The following is a 23,038-nucleotide window of genomic DNA, read 5'->3' on the forward strand; positions in this document are numbered from 1 at the left end:
GGCGAGCCTGGCGGCGAGCGGCATCGGCTGGCCTTCGGGCGGCGTGATCGTCGCGAGCCTGCCGGGCGATGCCGCCGCGGCGGGCGCGGCGGCAACGGCGGACGCGGCGGCGGGCGTGGCTCCGGCAATGGCGGTCGGCGCGGAATAGTCGGTCGCGCCGATGATCTCCTCGGCCAGGGCGCCGACGGCAGACGCGATCGCCCCGATCGGCCCGCCCATCAACAGGCCGCCGAGCGCGCGCATGGCAGGCTGGATCGCCTCGCCGGTGATCTGCCGGTAGACCCAGCCGACGACGGGGATGTGGTGCAGCGGGTTCAGGGCGGAGAGGAACTCACCGAATGTCATCTCCGCCGGCATCGGCGCGATCTCGTCGCGGCCGAGCGGCGGGCCGGCGAGAGCGGGGCGCTCAGCGGCGGTTGGTGCTGAAGGGGCGGCGACGGCGGTCATGCAAACGCCTTCGCAACGGCCGTGCCAGCGCGCAAGCTGTTGGAATGACTGGGCTCAGCAACCGCCCCGGCATGGCTTGCCGGGCATAATCGGCCTGTTCAGGCCTTCAGGTAGGGCTCGACCCTGCCGTTGAGCTTCATGGTCAGCGGCTGGCCGCGCCGGTCGACCGCCTTGCCGACGGAAACGCGGATCCAGCCCTCGGTGACGCTGTACTCGACCACGTTGGTCTTCTCGGCGCCGTTGAAGCGGATGCCGATGCCGCGCTCGAGCAGGGCGGCATCGTAGTGCGGGCTCGCCGGGTCGGACGACAGCCGGTCGGGGAGGGTGGGCGGCGGGGGTGCTGGCTCGTCTGTCATGCGGCCCGGAGATACAGCACCCAGCCCAACCGGAACAGGTGGATCAGAAGAGGTGGCCGAACCGCTCTGCCTTCGTCTGGAGGTAGCGGGCGTTGTGCTGCGTCGGCGGGAAGGCGTGCGCCACGCGGTTGGCCACGGCGATGCCGCAGGCCTCCAGCGCCGCCACCTTGTCCGGGTTGTTGGTCAGCACGCGCGCGGCGTCGAAGCCGAGGTCGCGCAGCATCGACGCGGCGATCATGAAGTTCCGCTCATCCGCGCCATAGCCGAGGCGGGTGTTCGCGTCATGCGTGTCGGCGCCACCATCCTGCAACTCGTAGGCGCGGAGCTTGTTGACGAGGCCGATGCCGCGCCCCTCCTGGCTCAGGTACAGCAGCACGCCCGCACCCTCGTCGGCCATCAGCTTCAGCGCGCCGCGCAGCTGCGGCCCGCAATCGCAGCGGAGGGAGCCGAGCAGGTCGCCGGTGAAGCACTCGCTGTGCAGGCGGACGAGCGGCGGCTCGCCGGCCTTCCACGGATCGCCGACGACGATGGCCAGGTGCTCGGTGCCGCCATCGGCGGGGCGGAAGGCGATGATCCGCGTCGCCGCGCTGTCCTCGAGCGGGACGGAGGCTTCGGCCACCCGCGTCAATGTCGCGGCCACCATGTCGGGATAGCCAAGCACCTTCGCAGCGGGAACCGACAGCAGGTCCTGGCGGCGCGCGAAGCCTGCCGCATCGCCAGCGGTGTCGACCGGTGCGACCACGACCGCCGGCAGCAGGCGGGCGAGCTTGGCGAGCTGGATCGCCGCGGCCGCGCCCTGGGCAGGGGCAGGGCCGGCGAGGTCGGGTCGCTGCGTCGGCTGTTCCGCCGTCGGATCGGCCAGCGCGCGGAGCTGGGAGGGCGTGACGCCCGCGGGGAGGCGGAAGGCGACGGCGGCAACGTCGGCCCCGCCCGGGGCAGGACCCTGCAGGACGGCAGCGGCACGGGCCGGGGCGAGCAGCAGCAGCGGCGCCTGGGCGCCAAGGGCATCGAGGCGCGCGAGCGTGGCCGGCGAGGCAAGCTCGGCGGCGGCGACGAGCCAGGCGCCATCCTCGGCCAGCAGCAGCGCGGCAGCGCCCCGGCGTAGTTCGGCGACACAGCGGTGGACGTGGCGCAGCGCGCGCTCGCCCTCAGCCTGGCCGTCGGCCTCCGTTGCCTGGCCGGATGCTGGACCGGATGCGGAACCGGACACAGTGCCGGACACAGTAACTGTCGTGTTCATCGTGGAAGAGCGCCTCTCGGCCGAAACCTCGGCGCCGCGCGTGGCGGTCGGTGACATGGTCGTTCCTTCTTCCCTCGCGGAGTGTGTGAACCGGATCGGGGCGCAAACAAGGCAGACCGGGCCCGGCGAGGTGGCCTTTGGGTGACGGTGTCGTGAAACACACAGTTGGGTGGCGTTGGTGAGATGGTGCAGACCACCACCCCGACAACCTCCGAACGCTGAACAGAGATGCATAGGGGGTGGATGCAGCACTTCACGGGATCGTGCATTGGGTGCCGCTGCATCGTCGCGGGTGCGGACCGACATTGTAGGGGGCCGGGCCGGTGGCCGGGGGCAGCGTTCGATCCCCTGCTCCTGCCCCGGCGCGGCCGGCCGCGCCCTGCCCCCGCTTGTGTGCCTGGGGCTTGCTTGCCTGGGGCTTGCTTGCCTGGGGCTTGCTTGCCTGGAGCTTGCTTGCCTGGGTTGGGAACCGGCTGGCACAGTGTGAGAAGAAACGGGGAAGACATCAGACCATGGCGCTTGCGCGACCCATCCTCATCGTCGACGACGACCGTGCCCTCCGCGAGACGCTGGCAGAGCAGCTTCGGGCCGAGGGCGAGTTTGCCCCGACCGAGGCGGATTGCCTCACGGCCGCCGAGACGCAGTTGGCCGGCGGCGCAGCGGCGCGGTTCGATGCGCTGCTGCTCGACGTGTCCCTGCCCGATGGCGACGGGCGCGACTTCACCCGCCGCATGCGCGCGGCGGGCGTGAAGGTGCCGATCATCATGCTCACCGGCGCCGACACCGAAGCCGACACGATCCGTGGCCTCGACAGCGGCGCGAACGACTATCTCGTGAAGCCGTTCCGGCTCGGCGAACTGCTCGCGCGCCTGCGCCGCCATCTCGCGATCTTCGACAATTCCGACGACGCGGTGTTCACGATCGGGCCATACACGTTCCGCCCGGCGGCGAAGCTGCTGCTGGAAGCCGCGCGCAACCGCAAGATCAGGCTGACGGAGAAGGAAGCCGCGATCCTGAAATATCTCTACCGCGCCGAGGGCAAGCCGGTTGCACGCCAGGTGCTGCTGAACGAGGTGTGGGGCTACAATGCGGCGGTCACCACGCACACGCTCGAAACCCACATCTACCGCCTGCGCCAGAAGGTCGAGCCCGACCCCGCGAACGCCCGCCTGCTGGTGACCGAGAGCGGCGGCTACAAGCTCAACGCCACCTGGGTGCCCCAGCCCGCGTGAGACGACCCGGCGTGCGACAACCCGGCGTGACCGCGCCCACCGCATGACCGACACCCCCGGCCGGGCACGCTTCCTGCTGCTCGGCTGGGTCGCCCTCGGCCTCGCTGCCGGGCTTCTCGCCACCGCGCTCGGCCGGCCTGACGTCGCCGCGCTGGCCTGGGCGGCCGCATCGATCCCCGTTGCCATCAGGGTCGCCATCTCGATCATCCGCGCGCTGGCGGGCGGGCAGCTCGGCGTCGATGTCATCGCGCTCGCTGCCATCGTCGCGGCGCTGGCGCTCGGCGAGAACGCCGCGGCTGCCGTCGTCTCGCTCATGGTCGCGGGCGGCGAGGCGCTCGAAGCCTGGGCCGAGGGCAGGGCGACGCGTGCGTTGGCCGACCTGCTCGCCCGCGCGCCACGCTCCGCCGCGCGCATCGGCGCCGATGGCGTGGTGGAGGTCGCGGTCGCCGAGATCGCCGCGGGCGACCTCCTGCTCGTCCGCCCGGCCGAGACGGTGCCGGTCGACGGCGTGCTGGAGGATGAGGCAGCGGTGCTCGACGAGAGCGTGCTGACCGGCGAGCCGATGCCCGCCTCCTACGCTCGCGCCGCAGGCTTGCGCAGCGGCGGGGTGAATGCCGGGCCCGCCTTCCGCCTTCGCGCCACCGCCGGGGCGGAGGCCTCCACCTACGCCGCGATCGTGCGGCTGACTGAGGCCGCGGCGGCCGAGCGCCCGCCGCTTGCGCGGCTGGCCGACCAGTGGGCGCTGGGCTTCCTCGCCGCGACCGCGCTGCTCGCGGGTGGGGCCTGGATCGTCTCGGGCGATCCCGTGCGTGCGCTCGCCGTTCTCGTCGTCGCGACACCCTGCCCGCTGATCCTCGCGGCACCCATCGCGCTGATGGCCGGCATCGGGCGCGCGGCGCGGCGTGGCATCGTGGTCAAGGGCGGCGGCGCGCTTGAGCGCCTGGCGCGCATCCGCACCGTGCTGTTCGACAAGACCGGCACGCTGACGCCGGGGCGGCCAAGGCTTGCCGCGGTCGAAACGATCCCGGGCTGGTCACGCGATGAGGCACTGGCCCTCGCCGCCTCGCTCGCGCAGGGCTCGACCCACCCTGTCTCCACTGCCCTGGTGACGGCCGCCGCGGCCCTCGACGTGCCGATGGCCGATACGATCGAGGAACATCCCGGCGGGGGGCTCACCGGCAGCGTCGGCGGGCGACCGGCAGCGCTCGGCAGCGAGGGGTTCCTGCATGGCCGTGGCCTCGGGCCGGCGGATGGGCTGGGCGCCGCCGCGAGCCTCGCCGCTGCCGGCAGCATCGCCTGGCTCGCGGCCGATGGCGGTGCCGTCGCTGCCTTCGTGATGGCCGATGGCGTGCGGCCGGAAGCGCCGCGCGCGGTGCGGCTGCTGCGTGCGGCCGGCGTGACGCGCCTGGTGATGGTGACGGGTGACCGCGCCGCGGCGGCAACGCCGATCGCGGCAGCGCTGCGCCTCGATGCCGTGCTCGCCGACCTTTCGCCCGAGGACAAGATCGCCACCGTGCGCACCGAGCGCGCCCGCGCACCGGCGGCGATGGTGGGCGATGGCGTGAACGACGCGCCAGCCCTCGCCGCGGCCGATGTCGGCATTGCCATGGGCGCGCACGGCACCGCGGCAGCGGCGGAGGCAGCCGATGTCGTGCTGATGGTTGATCGTCTCGACCGCGTGGCCGAGGCGGTGGCGATCGCGGTGAGGAGCCGCCGCATCGCGTTGCAGGCGATCATGCTCGGCATGGGGCTGTCGGGCATCGCGATGATCGCCGCGGCACTCGGCCACCTGCCGCCGCTGGCCGGCGCGCTGGTGCAGGAGGCGATCGACGTTGCCGCGATCCTGTTCGCCCTCACAGCACTTCGCCCTGGCCGCGATGACAGCGCCGTGGGCACGCTCGCCGACACCGCCGGGCTTGCCGCGCGCACGGCGGAGCATGCCGGGTTCCGTGTGCTGGCCGCGCATCTCCGCGAGGCGGGCGATGCGGTGTCGGACGGCGCCGTTGCGTTGCCGCGCATTGCCGCCGCGGAAGCTGCGCTGCGGGCCGAGGTGCTGCCGCACCAGCACGCGGAGGAGGAGGCGCTGTACCCCGCAGTCGCGCGCGAGCTCGGCGGGCGTGATCCGATGGCAGCGCTGTCGCGCATGCATGCCGAGATCGAGACGGTCACGGCACGTCTCGGCGCCCTCATGGCACTGGCGTCGGAACCGGATGGATGGGACCGCGCCGCACCTGAGCTTCGCCGCGCGCTGTTCACGCTCGAGGCGCTGCTGACGTTGCACCTCGCCGCCGAGGAGGAAGTGCTCGCCGAAGTCTCCCCGGAGCTCGGGCGGCCGGCAGTCAGCGTGCCGATGCCTGCACGACGGCGCGCGGTTCCGCCGCAATGAACACGTCCAGCATCTGCCCGACCGTGACGGGCAGCGCGCCAGGGTCGAGGCGGTAGATCACCTCGACCACGCGGGTGTCCACGCGCTCGCCGGGTGCGTTGCTCAGGAACCGTTTCGCCCGCGCAAGCGGTTCGATGCGCACGAAGTCGAGTGGGGCGGAGCGTGAGCCATCGCCACGCAGGAAGCCGCGCGCCGTGGCGGTGGACATCAGGCGGTGCGCGTCGGTCTCGTCCACCTGCACGCGCACGTGCAGCGGGTCGATCGCGCCGAACACCACCAGCGGATCAGACAACGCCGCACCCTGCGCGTACTCGCCGGGGCGGACGTTGACGCGCAGCACCGTTCCGGCGAAGGGCGCGCGGAGCACGGTCTTGTCGAGGTCGACGGCGGCACGGTCGCGCTGCGCCGCCGCGCGGGCTGTCGCTGCCTCGGCCGAGGCGATGCGGGCCTCGGCGAGCCTGATCTGCGCCTCCGCCTTGCGGCTGTCGGCCACCGCCGTCTCGATGCGCTGGCGCGAGGCGGCGATGTCGGTGCGCGCAAGGCTTCGGTAGCGCGCGGCGTCGGCGGCGGCGCGGTCACGCTCTGCCCACGCCGCGGCGAGCGAGGCCTCGGCTTCCGCACGGTCGGCCACCGTGGCGGCGAGCGAGGCGACGGCTTCCGCCAGCGCTGCGCGAAGGCGGCGATCGTCGAGCGAGAACAGCGGTGCGCCCTGTGCCAGCGCGTCGCCCGGCCGCACATGCACGGCGGAGACGAGCCCCGAGAGGTCGGTGCCGATCGCCACCGTCTCGCTGGCGGGCTCGATCTCGCCAAGGCCCGCGACAGCGGCGGCGTAGGGATTCGAGACCGGAACGGAGGGTGGCGCGGTGCGTTCCGGCGCGCCCGGCTGGCCCATGATCGACCAGGTGGTGAACAGCGCGCCACCGAGGGCGAGCGTGGGGAGGATGAGGGCTGAGAGAGAGCGTTTCGACATGCGTCGGTCCTCAATGCGACAGGGCGCGGATGGCGGCCGGCTCATCCAGCACGCGCGTCACGCGGCCGTCCTCCATCTCGGCCAGGCGATCGGCGAAGCCGTAGATGCGCGGATCATGCGTGACGACGACGACGGCGCGGTGGGGGTCGCGCGCGGCGTCGCGCAGCAATTCCATCGCCGCGCGGCCCGAGGCGGCGTCGAGAGCGGCGGTGGGCTCGTCGCACACGATGAAGGCGGGGTCGTGCACCAGCGCGCGGGCGATCGCCACGCGCTGCATCTGCCCGCCCGAAAGCTGCCGCGGCTGCTTGCCCGCATGCGGCCCCATGCCGAGGCGCTCGAGCACCAGGCGCGCCTTCTTCTCGGCCGCACCAAGACGTTCGCCGCGCGCAACGAGAGGGACGGCGGCGTTCTCGGCGGCGGTGAGCGAGGGCAGCAGGTTGTACTGCTGGAAGATGAACCCCACCGTCTCGCGCCGGAACGCAGCGAGCTTCCTGGCCGACAATCCGCCGAGCGCGCGGCCGCCGACGCGCACCTCGCCCTCGGTGGCCGAGAGGATGCCTGCGAGGATGGAGATCAGCGTCGTCTTGCCGCAGCCAGAGGGGCCGACGACGAGCATGAGCTCGCCCGCCCGCACGTCGAGGTCGATGCCGTGCAGCACGCGCAGGCTCTCGTCGCCGGCCGCGAAATCCTTCACCACGCCCCGCGCCTGGACGATGGGTGCCTCCACCACCGCGCTCATGTGCGGAACACCACGGCGGGGTCGAGCACGAGCGCGCGGCGGATGGCGAGCAGGGCGGAGCCGACGATGATGAGCGCCACGGCAACCGCCGTTCCCGCCGCCACCTGCCAGACGAGGAAGAAGCCGCGGAGGTCGACATTCGTGCGGCTCGTGATCTCGAAGAACGCCGCCGCCATGCCGATGCCGATGCCGAAGCCGAGGATGCCGATCGCCGCACCCTGAAGCAGCACCATCCGGAGGATCGTTCCGTTGGCGACACCCATCGCCTTCAGCGCGCCGAACTGCCGCAGGTTCTCGAGCACGAAGATGGAGAAGGTCTGCCCGACCACGGCGGCGCCGACGACGAAGCCGAGGATGACGGTGATGCCGAAATTGATCGGGATGCCGGTGCGCTGCAGGTAGTAGCGGATCGTTTCCCACGCGAACTGGCGCCACGGCAGCGCCTTCAGCCCCGTCTCGGCGGCGATGCGCGCAGCGAGGGCGGCATGATCCTCGCCGGCCTGGGCGCGCACGAGGATGTAGGACAGCGGCTTGCGCGGCGGCGGGGCGAAGCGCAACGCCTCGGAATAGCGCGTATAGACGACGGGGAAGGTGGTGAAGGGGGCCGAGGTCTCCGCCGTGCCGACGATGGTGGCACGCCTGTCGGCCATCTCGAGCGTCCGGCCCACATCCGATCGCCGCGGCGAGCCCGTTTCCGAGCCTTTCTCCCCTGGCCAGATGAACAGCGCGCCGACGCGGTCGATCACCACGGCGCCTGGGCGGCGCAGATCCTCGACCGAGCCTTCGATCATGCGCGACGGCGCACCCGCCAGCGTCGCGTCATCGACGCCGAGCACGAACACCTGCTGCAGCCGCCCATCGGGCGCGCGGGCGACGGAGAGCGCCTTGAAGAACGGCGCGGCCCATTCCACGCCCGGCACGGAGCGCACGCGCCACAGCGCACTCTCGGGCAGCGGCTCGGTCTCATCGACGTAGATGATGCGCGGGTCCATTACCCAGAGATCGGCGTCGGTCACGTCGATCACCTGGGCTGCCGTGCGCAGCATCAGGCCCACGAAGATCGAGGCCTGCTGCGTCATGAGCATCACGGCGAAGGCGACGCCGAAGACGAGGCCGAGATACTTGGCCCTGTCCCCCGTCAACATCCGCCACGCGATCGCGCCCACCGCATGCTCCTGAACGTAGTTCATGTGAACGACGTTCATATAGGGGGATTGCGCGGCGGTGCGCAAGCGCTAATGTGAACGCCGTTCATCCGGTGCGGTGTGGAGGTTGGGTGGCACGGCCTGTCGGCACAGTGGCAACGAACGGCAAGGTGCCGGCGCGCAGGCGCCAGGGCCGCGCGGTCCCGTCGAAGCGCCGCAGCGCCGAGGACAGGCGCACGCAGGTCGTTGCCGCCGCGCGCAAGCTGATGGCGAAGCACGGCGTTGACGGCGTCTCGATGCGTGCGATCGCCAAGGCCGCTGGCGTCTCGCCCGCAGCGCTCTACCTCTACTTCCCCGAGAAGATCGTCCTGATGGCCGCGGTGGTCGATGCCGTGTTCGAAGGCATCCTTGCCAATTTCGCCCGCGCCCGCGAGGCGGCGGCGGGCTCGCGCGACCCGTTCGCCCGGGTCGCGGCGCTGATGGACACCTACGTTGCCTGGGGCCTCGCCCACCCCGAGGAGTACCGGCTGCTGTTCATGACGCCGGTGGTCGGCGTTGCCGGCCACCGTCCCGGTGACCCCAAGTGCCGCCCCGTCTCGCCGAACGGGGCCGCGACCTTCGCGGCACTGGCCGAGGAGGTGGCGGCGCTGATGGCCTCGGGCCATGCCCGGAAGGGCGACGCCGCGATGGTGGCGGAGCAGATCTGGGCCTCGGGCCACGGCCTCGTCTCGCTGATGACCACCTTCCCCGAGTTCGAGTGGACAGAGACGCAGGCCCTCTGCGCCGGCATGCGCGAGACCATCCTCCGCGGCATCGCTGCCTGAGGCTCAGAACCGGTAGCAGGGGGCGAGGGCGCTCCGGATCACGGCGGTCGAGCCGGTGAGCGAGAGTGTTCCCTGCCGCCCGCCATTGATCAGCAGCGGCACGGTGGCATCGTTGCCCGCGAGCAGCCGCGGCAGGCGGGACGCGCTGAGGTCGGCGTACCAGACATTGGGCGCTGCTCCCTGGAGCGGGGCGATCGGTGCATCGATGCGGCCCGAGGGGAAGGCGAAGGCCACGACCGTCTGGCCCGCAGGCGGGCGGGCGCGGAGCGTGAACACCGCGATCGGCGCTGGCCCGTTGCAGACGAGGGCGAAGCCGGCGACGACGCCAGGCCCCGTCGTCATCGCCGCGTTGCCGCGGCCCTGGACGGGTCGAAGCTGCCATGTCGCCGCCGCCCCGGCGCCCGGCACGCCCGCCTGTTGCTGCTGTCGCGGCTGTGGCTCCTGGGGGGCGGTTGCCGCCCCGGCGCGGGCGCCCACCTCCGTGACCGATTGTCCCGCAATGGTGTAGCGCGCGCGGCACCCGTCGCGCGTGCGGGGGCGCTGGCCGCAATGGCTTGGCAGCCACATGGCGGTCAGCACCGGGGGCGACGCCGCGCGGTCGAGTTCCCACGCATGAACGTTCTCGGCATAGGCGCGGCGGAACCCCGACGGTCCCGAAAGGAAGACCTGCAGCGGGCAGGCCTGCCCCGCGCAGAGGGCGGAGGCAGCGCCCTCGCAGTTCAGCCCCTGCACCGAGAGGATGTGGTCGGTCGTTCCATCGCCGTTCAGGTCGCCGCTGGTGATGAACTCCGCCATCGCCGAGGGGCGCCCGCCATAACCCCTGCATTCGGCAAAGAGCTCGTTCTGCGCGGCGATCACGGGCGGGGGGAGCGTCTGGCGCGGCGGTGACTGCGCCGCCGCCCCTCCCGTGAGCAGGAGCAGAAGCAGCGGCATGATCGAGGTTGTTCGCATTGGCCATCCCCCCGTCTCGGGCGAGCTTAGACCCCCTGGCCCCGCGGGCAAGGGCAGGCGATCGCCTGTGCCGGCTTCTCTTCCCCCTCGTCCGCGTTTGCGGGGGGAGAGGGGGGTGGCGGCGGGCAACAGGCCTCTGGCCAGGGGGAGAGGGTGCAAGGGGAGCGTGCGATGGTGCTTCACCCGGGGCCCTGCCTCGGCTACACCCCCCCACCCGGGTCCCCTGGATCCCGGCCCGCGACCCGGCCAGAAACCTCAGCCCAGGACAATGCCATGGGGCCTCGATGAGTTCTGTCTCGGCCACGCATGACCCGGCGAAGCCAGGCGGGTCGGGCACGCCCAAGATCACGCTGCTGCTCGGCGTCCTCGGCGTCGTCTATGGCGACATCGGCACCAGCCCGCTCTACGCCATGAAGGCGTCGCTCAGCCATTTCGCCGAAGGGGGCCTCAGGCAGTCGGACGTGCTCGGCGTCACCAGCCTCGTCGTCTGGTCGCTCATCATCATCGTGACGGTGAAGTACATCGGCATCGTCACGCGAGCAGACAACAAGGGCGAGGGCGGCATCCTCGCGCTGATGGCCCTGGCCACCCGCGCGCTGCCGGCCGGGCCGCTCCGGCGAACCGCGACGCTGATCGGCATCGCCGGGGCGAGCCTGTTCGTCGGCGACGGCGCGATCACGCCGGCGATCTCAGTGCTGTCGGCGATCGAGGGGCTCGAGGTCGTGAACCCCGCGCTGCACCGCTACGTCGTGCCGCTGTCGGTGATCGTGCTGATCGGTGTGTTTGCGGTCCAGTATCGCGGCTCCGGCGGGGTCGGGCTCATCTATGGGCCGATCACGGCGGTGTGGTTCGCTGTGCTCGCCGTGCTCGGCTTCCTCGAGATCCTGCGCGCGCCCCAGGTGCTGGCCGCCGTCTCGCCGACCTATGGGATGTGGTTCTTCGTCAATCACCCCTGGGAGAGCTTCGTCGCCCTTGGCGCGATCGTGCTGGCCGTCACCGGTGCCGAGGCGCTCTACGCCGACATGGGCCATTTCGGCCGCACGCCCATCGTGCAGGCGTGGCTGTTCCTGGTGCTGCCGTCGCTGCTGCTGAACTACGTGGGGCAGGCGGCGCTACTGCTGCGCGATGCATCGGCGCTCGAGAACCCGTTCTTCCTGCTCGCACCCGACTGGTTCCGCCTGCCGCTCGTGCTGCTCGCCACCGCAGCGACGATCATCGCGAGCCAGGCGATGATCACCGGCGCCTTCTCGATCGCGCGGCAGACGATGCAGCTCGGCTTCTCGCCGCGGCTGACGGTGCGGCATACGAGCGGCGAGGAGGCGGGCCAGATCTACATGCCGCAGGTCAACGCCATCCTTTTCGTCGGCGTCATGCTGCTCGTCGTCGGCTTCCGCGCGAGCGAGGGGCTTGCCGCGGCCTACGGCATCGCCGTCACCGGAACGTTCCTCTGCACCTCGCTGCTCGGCATCGTCGTGGCGCGCAAGGCGCTCGGTTGGAGCCGGTGGAAGGCGGCGGCGACCTTCGGCGTGTTCCTCGTGATCGACGCCGCGTTCTTCGCCTCGAACCTGCTCAAGATCCCCGATGGCGGCTGGGTGCCCATCCTGATCGGCGTGACGCTGTTCCTGCTGATGACGTCGTGGCGCCGCGGGCGCGACCTGATGTTCGAGAAGTGGCGGGCCGACAGCCTGCCGCTCGCCGGCTTCCTCGCCCGCCTGCCGCAGAGCCGCACCATCCGCGTGCCCGGCACCGCCGTGTTCATGACCGGCAACCCCGACTACGTGCCCGGCGCGCTGCTGCACAACCTCAAGCACAACAAGGTGCTGCACGAGAAGGTGCTGTTCCTCACCGTGCTGACCGAGGACGTTCCCGTGGCGCCGCCCGAGACGCGCAGCGTCGTCGAGGAACTCTCGCCGGGCATCCACCGCGTCATCCTCCGCTACGGCTTCATGGAGAGCCCGAACATTCCCCGCGCGCTGGCCGAGCTGAAGGCGGAAGGCATCGAGGCGGATGCGATGGGGGTGAGCTTCTTCCTCGGCCGCGAGACCGTCGTGCCGGCCGCCTCGCCCAGGATGTCGTTCTGGCGGCACTGGCTGTTCATGGTGATGGCGCGCAATGCCGTGTCGGCGACCGAGTTCTTCCGCATCCCGTCCGACCGCGTGGTGGAGCTCGGCGTCCGCGTCGCCATCTGACGCCGCGGCGGATCAACGCGCGTTAACGTACGGTTAGGCCCGTCGCGCGATGGTCGGTGCCCGATGCAACCGGGCGACGTGACATGAACGATGCGATGGGATGTGAGGGCTGCCGCGGCGGCCCGCGGTTCCCCTTGGATTTCAGCATGGCTTTCCAGCCCATCGTGGCGGTCGCCGACGGAACGATCGCCGGCTACGAGGCATTGGTCCGCGGCACAAGGGGCGAGGGTGCCCGCACCATCCTCGACGCGGTGTGCGAGGACACCCGCTATGCCTTCGACCAGGCCTGCCGGGTGAAGGCGATCTCGCTCGCGGCCGCGCTTGGCCTCGACACGCGGCTGTCGATCAACTTCATGCCCAACGCGATCTATGATCCGGCCGCGTGCCTGCGGCTCACGCTCGCCACCGCGCGCAAGCACGGCGTGCCGCTCTCGTCCCTCACCTTCGAGATCACCGAGGACGAGCGCATCAACGACAGCGCCTTCATGCGGCGGATCATCACCGAGTACCGCGCCCAGGGGTTCAAGATCGCGCTCGATGATTTCGGCGCCGGCTATTCCGGCCTCAACACGCTGCTCGAGCTCCAGCCCGACATCGTGAAGTTCGACATGGCGCTGGTGCGCGGAATCGACCGTGACCTGCGCAAGCGCACGCTGACCACCGGGATGATCGCGCTCTGCCGCGACATGGGCATCACCATCACGGCCGAAGGCGTCGAGACGGACGGTGAGCTCGCGGTGCTGATCGACGCGGGCGTGCACTACGTGCAGGGCTACCTGCTGGCCAAGCCCGCCTTCGAGAAGCTGCCCCGCCGCGAGGAACTCGGCTGGCAGCCCGCGCTGCTCGATCTCGGCCAGCCGGTCGCCGGCCCGAAGACCAGCGCCCCGCGCCATGCGGTGCGCGTCGCATGACGGGCCCCGCCGCGCCATTCCCGCTCGCCTTCTCGATGGCGTTCCAGCCCATCGTCGATCTCGAAACCGGCATGATCGCCGGGCACGAGGCGCTGGTGCGCGGCTCCAGCGGGGAACTGGCGCACACCATCCTCGGTGCGCTGTCCGCCACCGACCGCCCGGTGTTCGACCATGCCTCGCGCGTGAAGGCGATCGCGCTGGCAGCGACGCTCGGCCTCGCCACGCGGCTGTCGATCAACATCAATGCCGGGGCGATCGCCGACCCCGACGCCTCGCTCGACGCCACCCTCGCCGCCTGCATGGCGCACGGCATCACGCCTGACCGGCTGACCTTCGAGCTGGTCGAGGATGGGCGGGTGTTCGACCGCGGCTTCATGCAGGCGCTGATCGGCGCGCACCGCCGCCACGGGATCAGGACCGCGCTCGACAATTTCGGCGCCGGTTTCGCCGGGCTCGGCCATCTCTTCGACCTCTGCCCCGACATCGTGAAGCTCGACATGGCACTGGTGCGCGGCATCGACCGCGACCGGCAGAAGCGCGAGCGGCTCGCGGCCATCGTGGAGGCCTGCCGCGGCGGCTTCGACCTCTCCGCCGAAGGCGTGGAGAGCGCCGGCGAATTCGCCGTGCTGCGCGACCTCGGCGTCGGCTTCGCGCAGGGCTACCTGATCGCCAAGCCCGCCTTCGAGCGGCTGGTGGCGGAGGCGGAGCTGCCCGATCTCGCCGCGCCGGCTGCCGCCGAAGCGGCCTGATCGCTTCAGAGGCGGCGCCGCGCCAGCGCGCCGAGCGCGAGCAGCCCGACGGTGAGCAGCGCCGCGGTACCGGGTTCCGGAACCGGAACGATCTGCAGGATGTCGGCACCACCGCCGACGACATTGTCGGCCGCACCGCCGGGGTTGAAGCTGCCCGTCCGGTTGCTGTCGGTGAGCATGTCGGCGACCGTGGCGTAGGTGACGATGACCGAGGACAGCGCGCTCTCGCCCTCGGCGTTGAAGATGCTCCAGTACGTCCTGCCGTCCGACCCGGTGCCGACGACGTTGTCGGCGGCACCACCGGGGTTGAAGCTGCCGGTGCGGTTGCTGTCGGTGAGCATGTCGGCGAGCGTGCCATAGGTGACGTAGACGGACGCGAGCACACTCTCGCCCTCGGCGTTGAACAGGCTCCAGTACGTCGTGCCGTCAGAGCCGGTGCCGACGACGTTGTCGGCGGCACCACCGGGGTTGAAGCTGCCCGTCCGGTTGCTGTCGGTCAGCATGTCGGCGAGCGTGGCGTAGGTGACGTAGACGGACGCGAGCGCACTCTCGCCCTCGGCGTTGAAGAGGCTCCACCACGTCGCCCCGTCGGAATCGCTGCCGACGACGTTGTCGGCGGCACCGCCTGGGTTGAAGCTGCCGGTGCGGTTGCTGTCGGTCAGCATGTCGGTGAGCGTGTCGTAGGTGACGTAGACGGATGAGAGCGCGCTCTCACCCTCGGCGTTGAAGAGGTTCCAGTAGGCGGCCTTGGCCCCGCCCGCGCCTGCGAAGGAGAGCGAGGCAGCGATGGCGAGGTTGCGCGGCCATGACGCGCTCCGCGCGCTCGTGGCGGGCCGTGCCCGCGCCGGTTGCCATGCCTGAGGCGGTGGCGGAACGTTGCAATGCATGGTGCGTCCCCATCCCTTGCCGGCGGCTGCTGCCGCAGTGCGGTTCTTGCGTGGGGCTCGTGCTGCGATGCGTCGTTGCTAAGCCTGATTCCTCCGACGCGGAGGGCAGCGCAAGCGACCTCGTTTCGAAACTGTACCGCGCGGCTTGCCGGTTGAGCAACGGCGATGGCGAAACGACCGGCGGCTGTGCCGGCGTCACCGCGCGTCAGGCTGCCCATCGCCGCCACGGCATCCTGACCGCGCTCGACAATTTCGGCGCTGGCTTCGCCGGGCTTGGCGCGCTGTTCGAGATCGGCCCAGACATCGTGAAGCTCGACATGACGCTCATCCGCGGCATCGAGCGTGATGAGCGCAAGCGCGAGCGGCTGGCGGCGATCGTCGAGGCCTGCCGCGGCGGCTTCGCCCTCTCGGCCGAGGGGGTGGAGACCGAGGGCGAGTTCGCGGTGCTGCGCGACATGGGCGTCGACTTCGCGCAAGGCTACTTGATCGCCAAGCCCGCCTTCGAGCGCCTGGTGACGGACGCCGAGATCGCATACCCCGGAATGTCCTGCGCTGCCTGAGCGCGAAGGCGCGTTGACGCGCTCTTCGCGCCATGATTACCGTTCATAACGACAAAGGCATAAACCGGGTGGGGGATCGATGCGCGCCGTCATGATCTGGGCTGTTGCCGTCACGGCGATCGGGGCTGCGGCCCTGCCAGCGCCGGCAAGCGCTGCCTTCCTCACCCCCTCGGGCTTCTCCGCCCAAGGCTGGGCGGATGATGCCTCGATCGCGGTCAGCGGCAGCTTGTCCGACGTGGTCGACGCCGACACGACGACGGGCCTGACCTTCACCGCGACCAGGCCAGTGGGTGCAAGCGGGGTCCGGGGCGATTTCGTCTACGACATCTCTGGCTTCACGGGCATCACCGGCTTCGCGCTCACGGCCAAGATCGTCGCCGATTTCGGAACGATCACCGACTTCAACAGCGTTCGCCTCGGCAGCAACATCCAGTTGTTGAGCGGATTCATCCTGTTCGATACGCCGAGCGGCTCCCTCGTCACCGCCACGCTGTCTCCTGTGGCAGGCGGCACCGGCGTCAACGACCTGTCCCGCTACGTCAGCGGCGCGACGCTGACCCTCGCTTTCACCACCAGCATTGCCGTGAACCCCGTCGTTGGCACGCCGATCTCAATCAGCTTCCGCGAACTCTCGCTCGAACTGTTCACCGACGTGGTCGTTCAGCCGCCCGTCGCGGTGCCCGCGCCCGCCAGCCTGCCGCTGTTCGCCGCGTTCCTCGGCATGGGCGCTCTCGCGCTCGCGCGGCGGAAACCCCGCGGCCTGACCCGCCGCCTGCTCAGGGTGCCGCCTCAGCTTTCCCTTCTGCGCCGGGCGAAGCCAAGTGCGGCGAGCCCGACGCCGAGGAGCGCGAGCGTGCCCGGTTCGGCAACCGAGACCGGAGGCCGCGGCAGGATGTCGGCGCCGCTGCCGACGATGTTCCTGGCGAAGCCGAAATTGTTGGGCGCGTGCAGGCCGGTGCGGTTGGTGTCGCCCAGCATGTCGGCGAGCGTCGCGTAGGTGACGATGTTGGCCGGGATCGCAGCTTCCTCCTCGACGTTGAATACGTTCCAGTAGGTCTCGCCGTCAGAGCCGCTGCCGACGATGTTCCTGGCGAAGCCGAAATTGTTCGGCGCGTGCAGGCCGGTGCGGTTGGTGTCGCCCAGCATGTCGGCGAGCGTCGCGTAGGTGACGATGTTGGCCGGGATCGCAGCTTCGCCCTCCACGTTGAACACGTTCCAGTAGGCGAGGCCGTCTGAGCCGCTGCCGATGATGTTCCTGGCGAAGCCGAAACTGTTGGGCGCGTGCAGGCCGGTGCGGTTGGTGTCGCCCAGCATGTCGGCGCGGGTCGCGTAGGTGACGATGTTCGCCGGGATGGCGGCTTCGCCCTCGACGTTGAACACGTTCCAGAACGTCACGCCGTCAGAGCCGCTGCCGACGATGTTCCTGGCGAAGCCGAAATTGTTCGGCGCGTTCAGGCCGGTGCGGTTGGTGTCGCCCAGCATGTCGGCGAGCGTCGCATAGGTGACGATGTTGGCCGGGATCGCCGCTTCGCCCTCGACGTTGAACACGTTCCAGTAGGCCGCGCGTGCCATCCCGGCGGTGCCGGCGAAGGCCACGCCTGCGAGCGCGAGCACGCGAAGCGTCGTCATGAATGCGGGGCGAGCGGATCGGCGCATGGGTCGTTTCCTCTCCGAGCGGCAAGCGGGCGGCTCCTGGAGTGCGACAGGCGATCGGCACGAATAGTCAATCCGGTTCCGCATCAATACGGCCTTGGGCCGGTCGCACGCAACCAACGTGTGGTTGCAGCGTGCGTGATGCCGGGCGGTGGTGTCCCTCTAGGCCGCCTTGCGCAGCGCGCCGAGGTTCAGCCCGCCCAACGGCGAGAGGCCCATCGCCGTGCGCATGAACAGGCGCTTCAGCGGCGGGATGCGGTGCACCGCCGCAAGCCCCAGGCCACGCGCGAGCCGCACCGGTGCGAGGTCGGTCGAGAACAGACGGTCGAGCGCATCGGTCGCGGCCAGCATCGCCACGTTCGCCGGCCGCCGCGCAGCCTGGTAGCGCGCGAGCGTCGCGGCACCGCCTGCATCGTCGCCAGCGCGCACCGCTGCCACGATCGCCTCGCCCAGCGCGCCGACGTCGCGGAAGCCGAGGTTCAGCCCCTGCCCCGCGATCGGGTGGATGCCGTGCGCCGCATCGCCCACCAGCGCCAGCCGCGTGTCGGTGTAGCGCGCAGCGACCAGCGCCGAGAGCGGATAACGCCAGCGCATGCCGGCCGGCGTCACGTGCCCGAGGTGATCGCCGAACCGCCGCGCCACCTCATGCGCGAACCGCTCGGGCGGCAGCGCCCAGATCGCGTCCATCAGCGCCGTGCGATCCGACCACACGATGGCCGAGGTGCGGCCATCGGGCTGGCCATCGACGCCAGGCTCTCCCGGCAGCGGCAGGATGGCGAAGGGCCCGCCTGGCAGGAAATGCTCCACCGCCATGCTCCCGTGCGGCCGCTCATGCCGCACCGCGCAGACGATCGCCTGCTGCCCATAGTCCCACCGCGTGACCGGGATGCCGGCCTCGGTGCGCAGCGCGCTCTCCCGCCCCTCGGCCGCGACCACGAGCCGGCAGGCGATGACCGTTCCGTCATCGAGCCTCACCTCGGCCCCCTCCTCGCCCCGCGTCACGGCGGCGATCGCGGCGGGCGCGAACACCGAGAGGCCGGGCAGGCGCGGGAGCTGCGCGTTCAGCGCGATGCGAAGGTGCCGCGCCTCCACCATCCAGCCGAACGCATCCTCCCCCACTTCGGCTGCGGAGAAATGCAGGAACATCGGGCTCGCCCGCCGCCCGACCTTGCCGTCCGACACCCTGATCTGGCGGATCGGGCATGGGGCGCCGCCAAGCCGCGCCCACACCCCCGCCTGCTCGAGCACGGCGCGGGAGGTGAGCGCGATGGCATAGGCGCGGCCGTCGAAGGCCGGCAGCTCCATCGGCGGCAGTGATGCACGGTCAACGATGGCGGCGGTGATGCCGGCCTCGGCCAGCAGGCAGGCGAGCGTCGCGCCGACCGGCCCGGCGCCGACGATGCAGACAGAGACGGTCACGTGCGTTGTCATGCCCCAGCATATGGCGGCGGCGCCGAGCACGCCAAGGCGCTGATCTGCCGCCGGAAAGGCGCGTCTGCATAATTTATGGGCAGGGTTGTGGGCCGCCCCTCCCCCTCGCCCGCCACGCGAAAAGCGAGGCAATCCCTTGCCTCCCGCCCAATGCCGCGCCGCGGCACGGTTCTTGAAACCCTGCCCGACGCTACGGGTGCCGGAAAACGGCTGGAGAGGACGGCGCATGAAACTGATCATGGCGATCATCAAGCCCTTCAAGCTCGACGACGTGCGCGAGGCGCTGACCCCGCTCGGGGTGCAGGGCCTCACCGTGTCGGAGGTGAAGGGGTTCGGGCGGCAGAAGGGCCAGACCGAGATCTATCGCGGCGCGGAGTATCACGTGAACTTCCTGCCGAAGGTGAAGATCGAGGTCGTGGTGAACGACGACCTCGCCGACCAGGTGTGCGAGGCGATCGCCAAGGCCGCCCACACCGGCAAGATCGGCGACGGCAAGATCTTCGTGCTCGACATCGAGCGCGCGATCCGCATCCGCACCGGCGAGACCGACACCGCGGCGGTCTGAACCGCCGCCACGATTTGCACGACCGCTCCCTTGGGGAGCTGGTCTGGGAAGGATCAGAGGACACGATGACGAAGAAGCTCTTGATCGCAGGCGGCGCGCTGATGCTGCCCCTGCTCGCCGCGATGCCGGCGCTGGCCGCCGAAGAGGCCAAGATCGACACCGGCGACACCGCCTGGATGCTGATGTCGACCGTACTCGTGATGATGATGATCATCCCGGGCGTCGCCCTCTTCTACGCCGGCATGGTGCGCAAGAAGAACGTTCTGGCCACGATGATGCAGACCTTCACGGCCTGCGCCGTGATCAGCATCGTCTGGATGGTGGCGGGCTACAGCCTGGCCTTCGGCGAGGGCGGCGCCTATGTCGGCGATCTCTCGCGCCTGTTCCTCGCCGGCGTCGGCGCGAACTGGGACAAGCCGTTCAGCCTCGGCAGCGGTGACAGCGCGGTGGCCTTCACCATCCCCGAGAGCGTGTTCATCACCTTCCAGATGACCTTCGCGATCATCACCGCCGCCCTGATCACCGGCGCGGTGGCTGACCGCATGAAGTTCTCGGCCCTGCTCGTGTTCCTCGTCCTCTGGTCGCTCGTCGTCTACTCGCCGGTCGCGCATTGGGTGTGGCACCCGAACGGCTTCCTGTTCGGCGACGGCGTTCTCGACTTCGCCGGCGGCACGGTGGTGCACATCAACGCGGGCATCGCGGGCCTCGTGGCTGCCATCGTCATCGGCAAGCGCAAGGGCTACGGCACCGAGAACATGGCGCCGTACAACCTCGGCCTCGCCGTGATCGGCGCTGCGCTGCTGTGGGTCGGCTGGTTCGGGTTCAACGCAGGCTCTGCCGCCGCCGCCAACGGCCGCGCCGGCATGGCGATGCTGGTGACGCAGGTCGCCACCGCCGCCGCCGCGCTCGGCTGGATGTTCGCCGAGTGGATGACGCGCGGCAAGCCCACCGTGCTTGGCGTGATCTCGGGCGCGGTGGCGGGCCTGGTCGCGATCACGCCGGCCGCCGGCTTCGTCCTGCCTGGCTCCGCGATCATCATCGGCGCGGTGGCCGGCGTGCTGGCCTTCTGGGCCTCGACCAGCCTCAAGAAGATGCTGGGCTATGACGACAGCCTCGACGTGTTCGGCGTGCACGGCGTTGCCGGCATCGTGGGGGCCATCCTCGTCGGCATCTTCGCCTACGGCGCCCTCTCGGCCAGCGCCTCGACGCCCGAGGGCTACGGCGGCTCGGTCGGCCAGGTGATCATCCAGATCAAGGGCGTGGTGATCGTTGGCGTCTACACCGCGGTGGTGAGCTTCATCCTGCTCAAGATCGTTGACGCGATCATCGGCCTGCGCGTGTCCGACGAGGAGGAGCAGCAGGGGCTCGACGAGTCGCTCCACGGCGAGCGCATCGGCTGAGTGAGCCCATCCGTGAATTCTACTGCCGTGGCCGTCTGGCTTCGCTCCCTGCGCTTCCGGTGCTCACGGGCCGCCGGCCCGCTGCGCGCCGGTTCTCGGGAGCATCGCCATCCGACTCACGGCAGCGAATTCCCGGACGGGCTCACGGATCGGGTGAGAGGTTTCCGTCGGAGGCTTCACGCGCGGGCCGGAGACTAGCCCGGGCAACCGCGCGGGAGGCGGAACAGGGGGCGGGGTCCGAAAGGGTCCCGCCCTTTCTGTTTGAGTATCGTAGTGGCGCCTGAACCTCGTCGCTGTATCGTGATGGGATGCGCAGGTGGTGCACGTACCCCGCCTCGACGACAAAGGACAATGGGAAAGAGGAAAAGTCATGCAACTTGAACAGGCCCACATTAGAAATTTTCGATCCTTGCGTGACCTAACTGTAAAATTCGATCGGTATACGGCACTAATCGGTGGCAATGGAGCCGGAAAATCATCAATCCTCAAAGCAATCCAAAAGTTTTACGACACGGCGAAAACATGCGAGGCAGACGACTTTTTTAGCCGTAAAACGGATGAGCCTATTGAGATAGAGTTAACTTTTCACGAACTGAACGAGCACGAGGCAGAAATATTTGCAAGTAGAGTTCAGCAGGGGCGTCTCGTTGTCACACGCATCTTTGACAACACCGCAAATAGTGGAAGGTATCACGGCGTTACGCTCCAAAACCCTGATTTTGTGCCCATCCGCGCTCAAGTGTCGAGCAATCCAAAGCGCGAAGCTTACCGGGAGCTGCGGCAAACGAACCCAAAGTATGAATCCTTACCTCCAGTACCGGCCGCATCGGCGGTTGAAGGAGCACTACAAAATTGGGAATTTGAGCATCCGGAAGAACTAAAACTGATGCTCGATGACGGGCAATTTTTCGGATTTCAAAACAACAGTCGTGGAAAGCTCCAAAACTATACAAGTTTTGTATTTGTCCCTGCGGTTCGCGAAGCATCTACTGATGCAGCAGATGGAAAAAACAGCGTTATCGGAAAGCTGTTAGAATTAGTCGTACGAAGTCAGATACTTCAGAGGAAAGACATTCAAGAGTTCCAGAGATCAATGACAGAGCGTTATCAGCAGCTAGTTGATCCTCAAAACATGCCTGAGTTGAGAATACTTGCTAATGCACTTACTTTTGATATCCGGCGCCTATATGACGATGCTGAAGTAGAGTTGGCATGGCGCGACGTCGGCGAGTTACCGATGACACTCCCTATGGCAGATGTCCACCTCAAGCACGATGGATTTGGAGGGCCTGTCGATCGCCAGGGCCACGGCCTGCAGAGAGCATTCGTCTTCACAATCCTTCAGTATTTAGCGCGCACAACGACAGCGCAACCAGAGCCGAAAATCGAGCCTGACGAAGAAGCGTCAAAAGTTATGCCTCATTCGCCAACTCTGATTTTGGCGATTGAGGAACCAGAGTTATATCAGCACCCAACCAAGCAGACACATATTGCTGATGTACTACGCAGACTAAGTGATGGATCACTGCCCGGTGTCGCGGGAACAACTCAAGTAATCTTTTGCTCACACTCTCCAATGTTTATTTCGATAGGACGGGCTGACGAAGTCAGAGTAATAAGACGAAAGTCTATCGTTGATGGAGAACTAAAACATTGTACACTAACAAAGATTGATATGGTATCTATTGCAAAAAAATTAGAACTCGCGCATCAAAAACCTCCTGGAACCTATACTGCCCAAAGTCTTAGACCACGTCTTCACATATTGGGCCTTGAATTATCAGAGGGATTCTTTGCTAATGGAATTGTGCTCGTCGAGGGTAGAAGTGATAAGGCTGCATTAATCGCTGTCAGTAGATTACTAAACATAAACTTTGCTGCCGCCGGCATCGCAGTTCTTTCGGCCGAAAGCAAAAATAATATCGATAGGCCACTTAGTATATTTCGAGATCTTGGAATACCTGTGTTTGTAATTTGGGATCTAGACCAGAATGATAGAAGTGCCAATAATAATAACATTAATATTGCTTTGTTGCGTCTCTTGAGGGATGACAACAATCTTGCACAACTCCCCACTACTGATTGTGTCTCGGACAACTTTGCTCATTTCTTTAATTGTCTTGAAGACAACATTAAGAGCGAAATAGGTACTGAGTTTTATGGAAGCGCTATGGCCAAAATTTGTGAACAACTTGACATTCAACAAGGTCGAGATGCAGAGAAAATTCCTGACGTGATGTATGATCTTCTGCTGTACTGCGAACAGAATGGCCATCAACTTCGCTTAATGAGGGACATTGTTTTCGCAATCCGCAAGTTTTTCTCTAGTTAGCCATTGTTTTGATCCCAAAGACACATTTGGCGTCGCCTGATCACCACGATCCTATCCGGAGGGCAATCGAC

19 protein-coding genes and 1 pseudogene are annotated in these 23,038 nt (G+C 68.3%); 10 read left to right on the top strand and 10 right to left on the bottom strand.

Annotated features, from left to right (window positions below; translation table 11 throughout):
• The 3 genes and pseudogenes from Q0C38_RS20960 to ribA all read right to left on the bottom strand — a co-directional run.
• Positions 1–447: pseudogene (locus Q0C38_RS20960) on the bottom strand (hypothetical protein); the annotation flags it as partial.
• A gap of 98 nt (positions 448–545) precedes the next feature.
• On the bottom strand, positions 546–803 hold the full coding sequence (locus Q0C38_RS20965) for a DUF3297 family protein (protein WP_291299082.1): 258 nt from the start codon (positions 801–803) through the stop codon (positions 546–548).
• A gap of 43 nt (positions 804–846) precedes the next feature.
• A complete protein-coding gene (gene ribA / locus Q0C38_RS20970) occupies positions 847–2,043 on the bottom strand; it encodes a GTP cyclohydrolase II (protein ID WP_291299083.1) in 1,197 nt (398 codons plus the stop codon).
• Positions 2,044–2,555: 512 nt separating this feature from the next.
• Here ribA and Q0C38_RS20975 point away from each other — a divergent pair.
• Both Q0C38_RS20975 and Q0C38_RS20980 read left to right on the top strand, forming a co-directional pair.
• Positions 2,556–3,275: a response regulator transcription factor gene (locus Q0C38_RS20975; protein WP_291299084.1), complete on the top strand. Its 720-nt coding sequence runs from the start codon at positions 2,556–2,558 to the stop codon at positions 3,273–3,275.
• Between the two features lie 43 nt (positions 3,276–3,318).
• On the top strand, positions 3,319–5,661 hold the full coding sequence (locus Q0C38_RS20980; protein WP_291299085.1) for a heavy metal translocating P-type ATPase: 2,343 nt from the start codon (positions 3,319–3,321) through the stop codon (positions 5,659–5,661).
• Here the strand turns inward: Q0C38_RS20980 and Q0C38_RS20985 are convergent.
• From Q0C38_RS20985 to Q0C38_RS20995, 3 genes are read right to left on the bottom strand one after another with little or no spacing between them, the layout of a single operon-like run.
• Positions 5,615–6,631 carry an HlyD family secretion protein gene (locus Q0C38_RS20985; protein ID WP_291299086.1) on the bottom strand — a complete coding sequence of 339 codons (1,017 nt, stop codon included), beginning with the start codon at positions 6,629–6,631 and terminating at the stop codon, positions 5,615–5,617. The genes Q0C38_RS20980 and Q0C38_RS20985 overlap by 47 nt on opposite strands.
• 10 nt (positions 6,632–6,641) lie before the next feature.
• A complete protein-coding gene (locus Q0C38_RS20990; RefSeq protein ID WP_291299087.1) occupies positions 6,642–7,370 on the bottom strand; it encodes an ABC transporter ATP-binding protein in 729 nt (242 codons plus the stop codon).
• Positions 7,367–8,560, bottom strand: a complete 1,194-nt coding sequence (locus tag Q0C38_RS20995; RefSeq protein ID WP_291299088.1) for an ABC transporter permease — start codon at positions 8,558–8,560, stop codon at positions 7,367–7,369. The genes Q0C38_RS20990 and Q0C38_RS20995 overlap by 4 nt, the downstream gene beginning before the upstream one ends.
• A gap of 86 nt (positions 8,561–8,646) precedes the next feature.
• On the opposite strand from Q0C38_RS20995, the gene Q0C38_RS21000 reads away from it, so the two are divergent.
• On the top strand, positions 8,647–9,339 hold the full coding sequence (locus Q0C38_RS21000) for a TetR/AcrR family transcriptional regulator (protein ID WP_291299089.1): 693 nt from the start codon (positions 8,647–8,649) through the stop codon (positions 9,337–9,339).
• Positions 9,340–9,342: 3 nt separating this feature from the next.
• On the opposite strand, the gene Q0C38_RS21005 is transcribed toward Q0C38_RS21000, so the two are convergent.
• A complete protein-coding gene (locus tag Q0C38_RS21005; protein WP_291299090.1) occupies positions 9,343–10,272 on the bottom strand; it encodes a hypothetical protein in 930 nt (309 codons plus the stop codon).
• Between the two features lie 302 nt (positions 10,273–10,574).
• On the opposite strand from Q0C38_RS21005, the gene Q0C38_RS21010 reads away from it, so the two are divergent.
• The 3 genes from Q0C38_RS21010 to Q0C38_RS21020 all read left to right on the top strand — a co-directional run bounded on the left by Q0C38_RS21010 (position 10,575) and on the right by Q0C38_RS21020 (position 14,139).
• Positions 10,575–12,479, top strand: a complete 1,905-nt coding sequence (locus Q0C38_RS21010) for a potassium transporter Kup (RefSeq protein WP_291299091.1) — start codon at positions 10,575–10,577, stop codon at positions 12,477–12,479.
• 146 nt (positions 12,480–12,625) lie between these two features.
• On the top strand, positions 12,626–13,390 hold the full coding sequence (locus Q0C38_RS21015) for an EAL domain-containing protein (protein WP_291299092.1): 765 nt from the start codon (positions 12,626–12,628) through the stop codon (positions 13,388–13,390).
• A complete protein-coding gene (locus Q0C38_RS21020; RefSeq protein WP_291299093.1) occupies positions 13,387–14,139 on the top strand; it encodes an EAL domain-containing protein in 753 nt (250 codons plus the stop codon). The genes Q0C38_RS21015 and Q0C38_RS21020 overlap by 4 nt, the downstream gene beginning before the upstream one ends.
• Positions 14,140–14,144: 5 nt before the next feature.
• On the opposite strand, the gene Q0C38_RS21025 is transcribed toward Q0C38_RS21020, so the two are convergent.
• Positions 14,145–15,026 carry a PEP-CTERM sorting domain-containing protein gene (locus Q0C38_RS21025; RefSeq protein ID WP_291299094.1) on the bottom strand — a complete coding sequence of 294 codons (882 nt, stop codon included), beginning with the start codon at positions 15,024–15,026 and terminating at the stop codon, positions 14,145–14,147.
• Between the two features lie 152 nt (positions 15,027–15,178).
• On the opposite strand from Q0C38_RS21025, the gene Q0C38_RS21030 reads away from it, so the two are divergent.
• A complete protein-coding gene (locus Q0C38_RS21030) occupies positions 15,179–15,586 on the top strand; it encodes an EAL domain-containing protein (protein WP_291299095.1) in 408 nt (135 codons plus the stop codon).
• 789 nt (positions 15,587–16,375) lie between these two features.
• On the opposite strand, the gene Q0C38_RS21035 is transcribed toward Q0C38_RS21030, so the two are convergent.
• Positions 16,376–17,215: a PEP-CTERM sorting domain-containing protein gene (locus tag Q0C38_RS21035; RefSeq protein WP_291299096.1), complete on the bottom strand. Its 840-nt coding sequence runs from the start codon at positions 17,213–17,215 to the stop codon at positions 16,376–16,378.
• Between the two features lie 186 nt (positions 17,216–17,401).
• Positions 17,402–18,670 carry a UbiH/UbiF/VisC/COQ6 family ubiquinone biosynthesis hydroxylase gene (locus Q0C38_RS21040; protein ID WP_291299097.1) on the bottom strand — a complete coding sequence of 423 codons (1,269 nt, stop codon included), beginning with the start codon at positions 18,668–18,670 and terminating at the stop codon, positions 17,402–17,404.
• 226 nt (positions 18,671–18,896) lie between these two features.
• Here Q0C38_RS21040 and glnK point away from each other — a divergent pair, with 226 nt between their 5' ends.
• From glnK to Q0C38_RS21055, 3 genes are all read left to right on the top strand, one after another.
• On the top strand, positions 18,897–19,235 hold the full coding sequence (gene glnK, locus Q0C38_RS21045; protein WP_291299098.1) for a P-II family nitrogen regulator: 339 nt from the start codon (positions 18,897–18,899) through the stop codon (positions 19,233–19,235).
• A 65-nt stretch (positions 19,236–19,300) separates the two neighbouring features.
• Positions 19,301–20,635: an ammonium transporter gene (locus Q0C38_RS21050; RefSeq protein ID WP_291299099.1), complete on the top strand. Its 1,335-nt coding sequence runs from the start codon at positions 19,301–19,303 to the stop codon at positions 20,633–20,635.
• Positions 20,636–20,951: 316 nt separating this feature from the next.
• A complete protein-coding gene (locus Q0C38_RS21055; protein WP_291299100.1) occupies positions 20,952–22,967 on the top strand; it encodes an ATP-dependent endonuclease in 2,016 nt (671 codons plus the stop codon).
• The last annotated feature ends 71 nt before the right edge of the window (positions 22,968–23,038 follow it).

It is taken from the genome of Elioraea sp. (genome assembly GCF_022842375.1).
Taxonomy (GTDB): domain Bacteria; phylum Pseudomonadota; class Alphaproteobacteria; order Acetobacterales; family Acetobacteraceae; genus Elioraea_A.

Bases quoted from the DNA above. Each gene is read 5' to 3' on its own strand.
- Q0C38_RS21005 (WP_291299090.1), bottom strand. From the start codon at position 10,272: ATGCCGCTGCTTCTGCTCCTGCTCACGGGAGGGGCGGCGGCGCAGTCA.
- glnK (WP_291299098.1), top strand. From the start codon at position 18,897: ATGAAACTGATCATGGCGATCATCAAGCCCTTCAAGCTCGACGACGTG.
- Q0C38_RS20965 (WP_291299082.1), bottom strand. From the start codon at position 803: ATGACAGACGAGCCAGCACCCCCGCCGCCCACCCTCCCCGACCGGCTG.
- Q0C38_RS21010 (WP_291299091.1), top strand. From the start codon at position 10,575: ATGAGTTCTGTCTCGGCCACGCATGACCCGGCGAAGCCAGGCGGGTCG.
- Q0C38_RS21025 (WP_291299094.1), bottom strand. From the start codon at position 15,026: ATGCATTGCAACGTTCCGCCACCGCCTCAGGCATGGCAACCGGCGCGG.
- Q0C38_RS20990 (WP_291299087.1), bottom strand. From the start codon at position 7,370: ATGAGCGCGGTGGTGGAGGCACCCATCGTCCAGGCGCGGGGCGTGGTG.
- Q0C38_RS21015 (WP_291299092.1), top strand. From the start codon at position 12,626: ATGGCTTTCCAGCCCATCGTGGCGGTCGCCGACGGAACGATCGCCGGC.
- Q0C38_RS21040 (WP_291299097.1), bottom strand. From the start codon at position 18,670: ATGACAACGCACGTGACCGTCTCTGTCTGCATCGTCGGCGCCGGGCCG.
- Q0C38_RS21035 (WP_291299096.1), bottom strand. From the start codon at position 17,215: ATGACGACGCTTCGCGTGCTCGCGCTCGCAGGCGTGGCCTTCGCCGGC.
- Q0C38_RS21050 (WP_291299099.1), top strand. From the start codon at position 19,301: ATGACGAAGAAGCTCTTGATCGCAGGCGGCGCGCTGATGCTGCCCCTG.
- ribA (WP_291299083.1), bottom strand. From the start codon at position 2,043: ATGAACACGACAGTTACTGTGTCCGGCACTGTGTCCGGTTCCGCATCC.
- Q0C38_RS20985 (WP_291299086.1), bottom strand. From the start codon at position 6,631: ATGTCGAAACGCTCTCTCTCAGCCCTCATCCTCCCCACGCTCGCCCTC.
- Q0C38_RS20975 (WP_291299084.1), top strand. From the start codon at position 2,556: ATGGCGCTTGCGCGACCCATCCTCATCGTCGACGACGACCGTGCCCTC.
- Q0C38_RS20995 (WP_291299088.1), bottom strand. From the start codon at position 8,560: ATGAACTACGTTCAGGAGCATGCGGTGGGCGCGATCGCGTGGCGGATG.
- Q0C38_RS21020 (WP_291299093.1), top strand. From the start codon at position 13,387: ATGACGGGCCCCGCCGCGCCATTCCCGCTCGCCTTCTCGATGGCGTTC.
- Q0C38_RS20980 (WP_291299085.1), top strand. From the start codon at position 3,319: ATGACCGACACCCCCGGCCGGGCACGCTTCCTGCTGCTCGGCTGGGTC.